Source organism: Longimicrobium sp. (genome assembly GCF_036387355.1).
In the GTDB taxonomy this organism is placed as follows: domain Bacteria; phylum Gemmatimonadota; class Gemmatimonadetes; order Longimicrobiales; family Longimicrobiaceae; genus Longimicrobium.
On the sequence record NZ_DASVTX010000033.1, the window covers coordinates 1 to 10,816 of the forward strand.

Consider the following 10,816-nt stretch of genomic DNA (forward strand, 5'->3'; position numbering starts at 1 on the left):
GCGCATGGCGTACACGAGCGGCTCGTCGGCGTTCAGCACGGCGTGCCCCTCGCGCTTCACCACGGCGGGAACCACGGACTTGACCTCCGCGAGCTGCTCCAGCGTGTTGATGCCCCGCAGCCCCAGGTGGTCGGCGCTCACGTTCAGCACCACGCCCACGTCGCACTCGTCAAAACCCAGCCCCGCGCGAATCACGCCGCCGCGCGCCGTCTCCAGCACCGCCACTTCCACCGTGGGGTTGGAGAGGATGATGTTGGCCGAGAACGGGCCCGTCATGTCGCCCTCCATCACCATGCGGTTCTGGAGATAGACGCCGTCTGTGGTGGTGAAGCCCACCGTCTTGCCCGTCTGGCGGAACAGGTGCGCCGTGAGCCGCGTGGTGGTCGTCTTGCCGTTGGTGCCCGTGATGGCGATGACGGGAATGGTGTAGGGCGACCCCGGCGGGTACAGCATGTCGATGATGGGCGCCCCCACCTCGCGCCCCTGCCCTTCCGACGGATGCGTGTGCATCCGCAGGCCGGGCGCGGCGTTCACCTCGATGATCACCGCGCCGTTCTCGCGGAACGGCACGCTGATGTCGGGCGACAGCACGTCGATGCCGGCGATGTCCAGCCCCACGATGCCGGCCGCCATCTCGCACGCCGTGATGTTGTCGGGGTGGATCTCGTCCGTGCGGTCGATGGAGGTGCCGCCGGTGGACAGGTTTGCGGTGGCGCGCAGAAACACCGTTTCGCCCTGCGCCGGCACGTGCTGCAGCGAAAGCCCGCACGAGGCCAGGTACTTTTCCGTCGCGGCGTCCGCGGGCAGGCAGGTAAGGGTGCGCGAGTGCCCGGTCCCCCGCCGCGGGTCGCGGTTGGCGATGGTGATGAGGTCGGCCACGCTGTGCTCGCCATCGCCCACCACGTTGGCGGGAACGCGCTCCGCCACCGCCGCCACCTTGCCGTCCACCACCAGGACGCGGTAGTCGCGCCCGGTGACGAACTGCTCGATCACCACGCGGCGCGAGAACGTGCGCGCCACCTCGAACGCCGAGGCGACGGCCTCGTCGTTCTCCAGCCGCCCGCTGATGCCGCGGCCGTGGCTGGCGTCCAGCGGCTTCACCAGCACCGGCCAGCCGATCTCGTGGGCCGTCTCCAGGATGCCGTCCAGTGTGCTGGCGACGCCCCCCTCCGGCACCGGCAGGCCGATGGCGCTCAGCACGCGGCGGGTGTCGTCCTTGTCCTGCGCGATCTCTACCCCGATGGCGCTGGTGTAGTCGCTCATGGCGGCCTGCACGCGGCGCAGGTTGATGCCCAGCCCCAGCTGCACCAGCGAGTGGCTGTTCAGGCGGCGCACGGGAATGGCGCGGCGGCGGGCCTCCTCCACGATGGCGCCGGTAGACGGCCCCAGGCGCACGTTCTCCAGCAGGTCGTGCAGGTCCTCCACGGCCTTCTGCACGGGGTACTCCTCGCCGCTCATGCAGGCGCGCACCAGCTTTACCGCGTCGCGCACGGCCTGCAGCCCCACCTCTTCCTCCTCGTACGCCACGATGAGCCACCACACGCCCGGGTCGCCGCTTTCCACCACGCGGCCGAACGAGACGTCGGTGCCCGCCAGCGTCTGCATCTCCAGCGCGACGTGCTCCAGCACGTGCGGCAGGTGCGTCCCTTCGCGCAGCCGCTCCACGAAGCCGCCCTCGGTGCCGCGCGAGCAGGGGTGCTCGTACAGCGTGGGCATGGCCGCGAGAAGGCGGTCGTTGAAGCCCGGGATGTCGGACGTGGGCACGTCTTCCAGCGACCCCAGGGTGACGTCGCACGCAATCACCGGCGCCAGGCGCCAGAAGTTGGGGCCGCGCACCGCGCGCAGGCGGCTCACGCGGAGCTGTTCAGGATCGAACTGCCGGGCGGGAGCCGTGGGCTCGCTCATGGCCTGAGACATGTGTGAGGAGAAAACGAAAAGGGGGCCGAAGCCCCGGTGGTGGAATCAGATGCCGGAGACGCGGGTGCGCTCCCACCCGGAGCTGTCGCGGGCCCCGCCGCGGGCGGTGTAGCCGTCCAGGCGCCTGTCCCGGCGCATGTCGCAATCAATCCGCCGCGCAAACCGCCGCTCGTCGCCCGAGGCACGGATTGCCTGCGGCTGAAGCTGATCTTCGCTGATTTCTGTCCTGAACGCCATGGTGCACCTTCAGAGTCCTCGTTTCCAACGGCCGCTGCATAGGGCGGCGCGCACGGCAGGGCAAGGCAGGAGGCATGCCAGTTGGCGGGGACTTGCGGAACACCGCGCGCGGACTGCTACGCTGTGCACTTCGACAAACCCTTGATGTGTACGTGTGCCGCAAGTGCGTCCGTGGCAGCGCCTTTGGCGAGGTACCCTGTTTGGCGTGGGTGGGCGCCGGGCCGGCCTACCAGTCCGCCCCCGCGGCCACCAGCACGCCGAAGTCCGGGCTGAAAGGCGTGAATCCGCGCACCGCTTCCGCCTGGATCCACCGCCGCCCGCCGGAACGGAACCCAACGCGGACCTCGCCAAGGGACTCGTTGCCGCGGATTTCGCGGTGGCCGGAGCCGACCTGCTGGCCCAGCACCGTCAGGCGCGGGCGGACGGGGCCGAGCGCGGTTTCCGCGCGCAGGGAGTAGGTCAGCAGGTCGTCCTGCTCAAAGCGCGGCTGGCGCGTGCCCACGATGGCGAGCCCGGCCTCGGCCTGCAGTTCCGCCGCGCCGCGCCGCGTGCGCCCGGCGACGCTGGCGAAGAAGTCCGTGGCGTCGCGGTCCAGCCCGGTGGTGTTGTCGGTGGTGGGCAGCCGCGTGCCGAAGCGCAGGGCGGCGTGTACGCGGGCGCGCTCCGGCGTAAGGCGCACGGCGGTGAGAATGCGGTAGTCGCCCGCGTCGTGGCGCTTCCCGCCGTCGGAAGGGAGGACTTCGGGCTCCGCGGCGGCGAACCGGCTCTCCTCGTCAAAGAAGCGCTGCACGGTGCCGCCGGCCTCCAGCACGACGCGGCCGGTGCGCCAGAACGCGCGCCAGTTCCCGGCTTCCACCAGCGTCCCCTCCGTTCCCGCCAGCGACGCGCGCTGCCCCGAAAGCCATCCGCCGCCCACCTGCGCGGAAACCGTCGGCCGCCCGTCGAACATCCGCCACTCCAGCGGCTCCAGCGGGCGCAGCTGGGCGTGCGCGCCGGCGGCGGACAGGTACGCGCAGAGCGTGTGCAGAAGGGCGGCGCGAACGCGGCTGCCCGCCATTACACCTCGCGCATGGTGACCACCGCGCCCAGGCGCTCGCCGTTGTCGGCGTACACGGGGCGCGCGCCGCCTTCCAGCAGCACTTCGGACCCGTCCGGCCGGCGCACCCGCCACCGCACGCCGCTCACGGTTTCCTCGTGCAGCACGGCGCGGGCAAGGGGGAGCTGGTCGTCGGGGTACGGCTCCCCGCTCTCGGTGAACAGCTGGTACTCGCGGGCATACGCGTCCGTCCCCACGCCCAGACGCGCGGTGCCGTGCATCCGCTGCGCCTGCTCGTTGATGAAGCGGATGTGCCCCTCCGCGTCGGCCACCACCACGCCCTCGTCCAGCTGCGCCAGAATGGCGCGCTGGCGGGCGGCCTGCACCTCCACGGCCTTGCGCTCCTCCACCAGCTCCGTGACGTCCAGGCTCATGCTCAGCACGCCGGAAACCCGCCCGTCCGCCTCGTACAGGGGCTGGTAGATGACGTTGAACCAGCCCTGCACCATCTCGCCTTCGCCGGTGCGGTCGTACGTCACCGGCATTTCGCTGCCCACGTACGCTTCGCCCGTGCGGTACACCTCGTCCAGGAGCTCAAAAAGGCCCTGCCCCTCCAGTTCGGGGAGGGCCTGCCGCACCAGCATGCCCTCCAGGTCGCGGTCGCCGATCAGGCGGCGCGACATGTCGTTCACCACCTCGAAGCGGTGCTCGGGCCCGCGAACGATGCTGATGGCCACCGGCGCCTGCCGCACCACGTTGCGCACGGCCTCGCGCACCGCCTCGGTGTGCTGGCGGCGGGCCACTTCGGTGATGTCGGCGATGATGAGCGCGGCGCGGTCGTCCGGAAGGGGCACCACCCGGATCTTGTGCCAGACGTACATGGACGGGTAGAAGTGCTCAAAGATCCGCACCAGCCCCTGCGACATGGCCGTCTGCACCTCATCCTGGAACTTGCCGTCGCCGATGTCGGGGATGGTGTTCCAGGCGTTCTTGTGCAGCAGCTCCGTCTTGCGCTTGCGGAACAGGGTTTCGGCGCGGCGGTTGACCTCCTGGATCCGGCCTTCGGCATCGATGACCAGAACGCCGTCGCTCAGGTTGTCGAAAATGGTCTGCTGCATTCGGATCTTTGCGTCCAGAGAGTCCAGCTGAGAAGCGGATCAATGTTCACCCCAGGGCGTTGTCCCGCAACTCCCGGCCCACCCCCCGGCGCAGGAAGGGCAGCACGCCGGGAACTTGTCCGCGGCCGGACCGCGAGGCACGGAGCGGCTATCGCCCGTACGACTGCAGTGCCCAAAACAGGCGGTCGCAACGCGGTGCGCGGGCACGAACGCGAGCCGGGCTGAGGTTCGCCAGAAGCTGAGGAGCGTGCTTCGTCTTGTGGTACGCGCCAGGCCGCGTCTGACGCGTCGCCGACGCGAGAGCCTTCTCCACGGTGTTCTTGGGCACTTGCTCCACATCGGGCGACGCGGGGAGCGCGGATACCCGGAAGCCATGTCCGTAGAACTGCTGGAGTGCATCGGGGTCCGCCAGGAACCACGATTCCATCATCTGGGCCATGAGGTGGATCTGGTTCTGCCGCGCGAACGAAAGATCCCAGCCGTCCACCGACAGAAGATGCTCACGCTCAGGCTGCGTGACGGGAGCTTCGGCGTCCACGAGCATGAGAACGACGGCCGACGTGTGCTCCCGCACCGCCATCCGGAAATCCTCGTACGTGCTCTCGCGCGAGCCGCACATCACCACGCGGAGCGAAACCGGCTTCAGGGTGGCGGATTGCAGGAAGCGCGAGAAAGCCAGGCGCAGCGCTGCTTCATGCCGCCGCCCTCGACGTACAGACGGATCTCCGTCACAGCGAGTTCCCTCCGATCTCCCCCATGCGCCAGAGTTCGTCCAATGTGTACTTCTCCAGCCAGCTTGCGAGCTCCTCGGAATCCAGCCGCCGCAGTGTAGTGGAATCGTCGGAACGCTCGCAGACCAGCACTGTTTCCGGTTTGTGGGTAAGGGCGCCCACGAGTGCGTCGGAATGGGTGGTCACAAAGACCTGGCTTCGTTCCGACGCGCTCAGGAGCAGTTCAGCGACCGTCGGCATGATGTCCGGGTGCAGCCCGAGTTCCGGTTCTTCGATGGCGATGACTGGCGGAGGGTCGGGGTTGCACAGAATCGCGAGCAGACACAGAAAGCGAAGCGTCCCATCGGACATCCGCGTGGGAGGAACGACAGAACCGTCGACCTCCTCCAAGAAGGGTTGGATCGTGGAACCGTAGATCTGCGAACTGAGATTCTCCGTACGCGGATAGAACGTCTTGAGATGAATCAGCAGGTTCCGGCGGTTCCGCGCCGTCATCGTCGCCCCGTGGAGCACCAGCCCCAGGTTGCTCCCGTCCGGCAACAGAATGTCTGCTGGCAGATCGGTGGGTTGCGGAAGTCGTACAGGAGACTTTCGGGCAACGTTCAGCTCGTGGTAGAGGCTGATGTTTCTGAATACGTCATACAGAAACGTCAACTCGGGATGGGATTCCGGGTCGCGTAACTGTGCGATGATCGACTGGTCGATCCGCAGCGAATCGTACATGGCGCCCGGTTGGGCAGCCGTACGCTTGTACAGGGCTTTCTCCATGTGGCGATCATAGAGCGGGACGTCTCCACTTGCGGTGACCACTTCGAGGATTTCACCGAAGATGGAAACGCGGCTTTCCTTCCCGATGAGCGCAAGTGTAAGCCGCAACGGGGGTTTTTCCGCAGGCTGACCCACTGTGACGCCCAGGTAGACCGGCTCATCCGGCCCCGAGCGCTTCCACCGATACTCTTCAAACCCTCCACCGCCGCGGATCGCTGCCGCCAGATCGGTCGCGCTCGCGCGAAGCAGGGAAAGCGCCTCGAGAAAGTTGGATTTTCCTGAACCATTCGGGCCGATGAAGACGTTCAGCGGCAGGAGGTCGACGGAGGTCGGCTCCGCTCCGTAGGAGAGGAAGCGGGTCAACGTGATGTTCTGCAGAAGTGGCTTGTTCGCCATCCGAAAGCCTTGAAGCGCGGTTGTGGGATCCCGCAATATGGGCGGCCCGGACACACGGGGACAGGGCCGCGGATCAGCGCCCGATCCACCGCTCCAGATTCGGCAGCACGCTCGCGGCGCGGGTCAGGACGCCGTCGGGGTAGCCCAGGGCGCGCTTGATCTCGATGTCGCGCTGCATGCGGTTGCGGATGCGCTCCAGCCGCGCCACCTCGCCCATCCCCAGCCGCCGTGCGTACCAGAACGCGTTGGACGGCACGGGAAAGTCGCTCCCGTGCAGAGTGCGCGCGACAAGGTCCGCACTGCGCGCGTACCGCGGCAGGTGCTGAAAGCGGGAGGGGTTCGCCATCCCCGAGTTGTCCACCCACAGGTGCGGAAACTCCGCCATCATCGTGCGCAGCAGGGGCACCTGGTCCGGGTCGCGGGCGTAGGCCACCGGCGCGCCCGTGTGCGCCACGATCATCGGCACGCCCGCGCGCAGGGCGGGCAGAATGCGGCGCAGGTCCTTGAGCGCGGGCGCCACCTGCGCAAAGGTGCCCTCCGTGCCGCCGGAATGCGTGAGGATGGGGAGCCGGGCCTCTGCGCAGCGCCGGTAGAAGGCGGCCAGCGCGGGGTCCGCCGGATCGATGCCCTGCGTGGCGGGAAGCCACTTGATGAGCACGGCGCCGCCCTCGATGCACTCCTCCAGCCGTTCCAGCGCGTCCGCGCGGTGCGGGTTGATGGACGGCCCCGGCAGCAGTTCCGGATGCGCGCGGCAGACGCGGAACACCCACTCCGCCGGCACCACCATCTGCGTGCGGCCGCGGTCCAGCCTCCCGTGCCGGTACACGCCGTCAAAACCCAGCACCACGGCGTGCGTCAGCTCGCTTCCGCGCACCCGCTCCGCCACGTCCGCCGCCCAGTCCGCGTCCGCCGAGGCGCGCGACGCCGACATCCCGTGCCGCATGCGCAGCAGCCGGAAGGTGATGCGCTTTTCGAACGCGGGCGAGATCCAGCACCCGGAGTCATCCGTCCCCACGCCGGCCAGGTGCACGTGGCAGTCGATGCGCGGCGCCCCCAGGCCTCCCGTCATCGCGTGGCCACGACGGGTGCGGCGGTCCACTCCGCGACGGAGGCGAGCGTTCCGTCATCGAACGGAAGGCTGTAGTGCGACGCGGACCGCAGCGACACCAGCCGCGCGGCGCGAATGCGGGCGGCCAGGCGTTCGCCCTGCGCGTGCGGCACCAGCGCGTCGCCGCGGCTGTAGACCAGCAGGGTGGGGGTGCGGATGGATTCCACGCGGCGCTCCAGTTCCATTTCCGCCAGCAGCCGCCCGACCGCGGCGACGTAGCTCCAGCTTCTGCCATCCGCGTCCGCGCGGCGGAACGGGTACGCGCCCCGGCGGACCGGCCCGAACGCGGGCACGAGACCCCACAATCCGTAGTCCGCCCGCTGCCCCAGCGTGGCAATGCGAAAGAACCCGCCCAGCTCGCCGAGCACGGTCCGCACCCCGATGCGCACCTCCACCGGCGCGGACAGGATGGAGGCGGAGGCGCACTCCACCGAACCGACCGCGAGCGCATCCAGCACCAGCGCGCCGCCCAGGCTGTGGCCCACCAGGTGCAGCGGCAGTGCGGGCCGCCCATCCCGCGCCACGCGCACCGCCGCCGCCACCGCGCGGCGGACCGAATCCGCCGCAAACACGGTGGTGCTCCCGCGCCCGTGCCCATCCACGTCGAACGAGAACACCTCCGTGTCCGCCGCCAGCAGGGTGCGGAAGAGCGCGAGCAGGGGAAAGATGGCGTCGTTCCCCGCCCCGTGCACCACCACGGCGCGCGCGGCGGTCCGCACAGGCGTCAGCCGGACGGCCATCACCTCACCGCGCGCCTCCGGCCGGGGGTAGCGCACGTTTTCCACGCGCACCCCGGCCCGCCGCGCCCACGCGCCGAGCCGCCCCGCGTAGTCCGCCCCGCTCCCCGTCACGCGCCGGCCACGCCGCGCCACCCGAACCCCGCCCCCGCACACTGAACCGGGCCGCCGCGCCGGCTCCCCCTATTCCCCATTCCCTATTCCCTATTCCCTGCAGTTCCCGCCTGCCGCACATCCCCGCCCATCCACCCCGGATCCTCGCCATCCCCGGGCGCCTGTTGCCCCTGCGCGGCGGCGAGCGCGGCGTCGCGCGATGCGGGCCGGCCCTCCGACAACGGCTGCGAATGCCCCTCCGGCGTGCCGATGGGCTTGCCCGCCGGCGCGAGCACCGCGCCCGTTTCGCCCGTGATGAGCCGCGCGCCGCGCTGCCAGGTGAGGTAGTTCCACGCCCACTGCATCATCACCACGATGCGGTTGCGAAAGCCGATGAGCGCGTAGACGTGGATGATGAGCCACGCCACCCAGGCGAACCACCCCTTCATGCGGATGCGGCCGGACTCCATGACCGCCGCGCGCCGGCCGATGGTGGCCATGTTGCCGCGGTCCTTGTAGCGGAACGAGAGCGGCGGCTCACGGCGGATGTCGCGGGCGATGTTCTGCGCGGCGTGCGCGCCCTGCTGCATGGCCACCTGTGCCACGCCGGGGAGCGGGCGCCCGCCCGCGTCTTCCAGGTTGGCCAGGTCGCCGATGACGAACACTTCCGGATGGTTGGGGATGCTGAGGTCCGGGCGGATCAGCACGCGCCCCACGCGGTCTGTGGGCACGCCCAGCGCCTTGCCCAGCGGCGACGCCGTGACCCCCGCCGCCCACACCACGTTGCGCGCCGGGATGCGTTCCTCGACGATGGAAACGCCCTCCGCGTCGATCCCCGTCACGATGGCGCCCGTGCGTACCTCCACCCCGATGCGGGAGAGAGCGCGCGCCGCGTAGGCGGAAAGCTTTTCGTCGTACGCGGCCAGCACGCGCGGGCCGCCCTCCACCAGGATCACGCGGGCGCTGCTGGGGTCGATGTTGCGGAAGTCGCGCACCATGGAGTGGCGGGCGATCTCCGCCATGGAGCCCGCCATCTCCACCCCCGTGGGCCCGGCGCCCACCACGACGAAGGTGAGCAGGGCCCGGCGCCGCTCCAGATCGCTCTCGTTTTCCGCCGCCTCGAACGCGAGCAGAAAGCGCCGGCGGATCTCCGTGGCGTCCTCCACCGTCTTGAGGCCCGGCGCCACCGGCTCCCACTCCGGGTGGCCGAAGTAGGCGTGCGTGGCCCCGGTGGCCACGATCAGGTAGTCGTAGGCCAGCGCCTCGCCCGAGGCGAGCATCACCCGGCGCGCGGCCAGGTCAAACCCGGCCACCTCCGCCATCTTCACCTCCGTGGTCCGCTGCTTACGCAGGATTCCGCGGATGGGCGCCGTGATGTCTGCCGGGGACAGAGCGGCCGTGGCCACCTGGTACAGCAGCGGCTGAAAGAGATGGTGGTTGCGCCGGTCCACCAGCGTGGCGCTCACCGGGGCGCGGCGCAACCCGCGCGCCGCCGACAGCCCGCCGAATCCGCCGCCCACGATGACCACGTGCGGCACCCTGATGAACTGTGTCTGCTCCGTCATCCCGCCTCCCGGGCCATCGTTTCACCGTCCGGACCTCCGTTCCGCCGCCATAATCGCACCGCGCGCAGAACAGGCAAAGGGTTCAAGATAACCATTCGGTTCTGCTACAGATATTGTAGCAGCAGTTGACCCCACGCGGATGTTCCTCTAGATTTGGCGTAATCTCCATGGAGAGAAACAAGTTAGGAGTGCACATGACGACGCAGACAGCCATACCTGGATACGGGTTGGCGCCCCCGTCCAAGGATGACGCGCTGGCCTTTCTGGCGCGCGGCGTGGGTGCCGACCAGGCGGCGGCGCTGTGGGTGCGCGCCTGCCGGGAGAGCGGCGCGTCCGCCACGGCACGCGACCTTGGCCCCGAGACCTTGATGAAGGTGGCGGAATGGCTGGCCAGGCAGAGCGGGATCGTGGGAGTGATCGGCACGTCGCTGAGCGTGCGGCTGCGCACGTACCGCCTGCTGACGGCCAACCGCGGCGTGGGAGGGGGCCAATGACGGAATGCGCCGGCACCCCGGACGGGGTGCAGAGCACGTCGCGGCTGGCGGCCATTGCCCGGCTGGGCCTGGACCGCCGCACGACGGACCCCGTTCTGCAGCAACTGGTGGAAGAAGCGGCGGAGCGGCTGGAACTCCCCATCGGGCTCGTGAGCATCGTGCTGGACAGCGCGCAGGTGTTTGCCGCCCAGTGCGGGCTGGGCGGGTGGATCGCCGAAGCGAACGGCACGCCGGTGGAGTGGTCGTTCTGCGCCAACTCCGTGCAGAGCGGCCAGGAGTTCGTGGTGCAGGACGCCGCGACGCACCCGCTGGTCAGGGACAATCCCGTGGTGACCATGGAGGGAATCCGCTGCTACGCCGGCATTCCGCTGGTGGTGTCGGGCGGCGAGGTGGTGGGCAACCTGTGCGTGCTGGGCAGCGAGGCGCGCACGTTCAGCGAGGCGGACCTCCAGATCCTGCGCGGCCTGGCCGCCCGCGCGGTGGAGCGCATCGAGTCCCGCGAGCACTGAGCACCGGCAGTCGCGGCGGATCGCGGAGATCCCGCCGGATCGCTGGAAACCGCGCTTTTCCCGCAGTCCACGGAAGCGCCACGGAGGTCACGGTACCGCCCGGTACC

General features: G+C 69.7%; 10 protein-coding genes. 2 read left to right on the plus strand and 8 right to left on the minus strand.

What is annotated here, in order from left to right; translation table 11 throughout:
- From cphA to VF665_RS01595, 8 genes are all read right to left on the minus strand, one after another.
- Window positions 1–1,905: cyanophycin synthetase (gene cphA / locus VF665_RS01560; RefSeq protein WP_331051640.1), on the minus strand; the 1,905-nt coding region annotated here is incomplete at its 3' end.
- Between the two features lie 475 nt (window positions 1,906–2,380).
- On the minus strand, window positions 2,381–3,211 hold the full coding sequence (locus VF665_RS01565) for a hypothetical protein (protein WP_331051641.1): 831 nt from the start codon (window positions 3,209–3,211) through the stop codon (window positions 2,381–2,383).
- Complete coding sequence (locus VF665_RS01570) at window positions 3,211–4,308, minus strand: PAS domain-containing protein (RefSeq protein ID WP_331051642.1); 1,098 nt, start codon at window positions 4,306–4,308, stop codon at window positions 3,211–3,213. The genes VF665_RS01565 and VF665_RS01570 overlap by 1 nt, the downstream gene beginning before the upstream one ends.
- Before the next feature lie 148 nt (window positions 4,309–4,456).
- Window positions 4,457–4,927 carry a DUF4276 family protein gene (locus VF665_RS01575; RefSeq protein WP_331051649.1) on the minus strand — a complete coding sequence of 157 codons (471 nt, stop codon included), beginning with the start codon at window positions 4,925–4,927 and terminating at the stop codon, window positions 4,457–4,459.
- A gap of 109 nt (window positions 4,928–5,036) precedes the next feature.
- Complete coding sequence (locus VF665_RS01580; RefSeq protein WP_331051643.1) at window positions 5,037–6,203, minus strand: AAA family ATPase; 1,167 nt, start codon at window positions 6,201–6,203, stop codon at window positions 5,037–5,039.
- A gap of 73 nt (window positions 6,204–6,276) precedes the next feature.
- Entirely contained in the window at window positions 6,277–7,272 is a 996-nt protein-coding gene (locus tag VF665_RS01585) for an amidohydrolase family protein (RefSeq protein WP_331051644.1), read from the minus strand.
- Window positions 7,269–8,162, minus strand: a complete 894-nt coding sequence (locus tag VF665_RS01590) for an alpha/beta fold hydrolase (protein WP_331051645.1) — start codon at window positions 8,160–8,162, stop codon at window positions 7,269–7,271. Before VF665_RS01590 ends, VF665_RS01585 begins: the two co-directional genes overlap by 4 nt.
- Before the next feature lie 83 nt (window positions 8,163–8,245).
- Entirely contained in the window at window positions 8,246–9,706 is a 1,461-nt protein-coding gene (locus VF665_RS01595; protein WP_331051646.1) for an NAD(P)/FAD-dependent oxidoreductase, read from the minus strand.
- A 194-nt stretch (window positions 9,707–9,900) separates the two neighbouring features.
- On the opposite strand from VF665_RS01595, the gene VF665_RS01600 reads away from it, so the two are divergent.
- Both VF665_RS01600 and VF665_RS01605 read left to right on the plus strand, forming a co-directional pair.
- Window positions 9,901–10,200 (plus strand): hypothetical protein, encoded by a 300-nt coding sequence (locus VF665_RS01600; RefSeq protein ID WP_331051647.1) that lies wholly within the window; start codon window positions 9,901–9,903, stop codon window positions 10,198–10,200.
- Window positions 10,197–10,709, plus strand: a complete 513-nt coding sequence (locus VF665_RS01605; RefSeq protein WP_331051648.1) for a GAF domain-containing protein — start codon at window positions 10,197–10,199, stop codon at window positions 10,707–10,709. Before VF665_RS01600 ends, VF665_RS01605 begins: the two co-directional genes overlap by 4 nt.
- The last annotated feature ends 107 nt before the right edge of the window (window positions 10,710–10,816 follow it).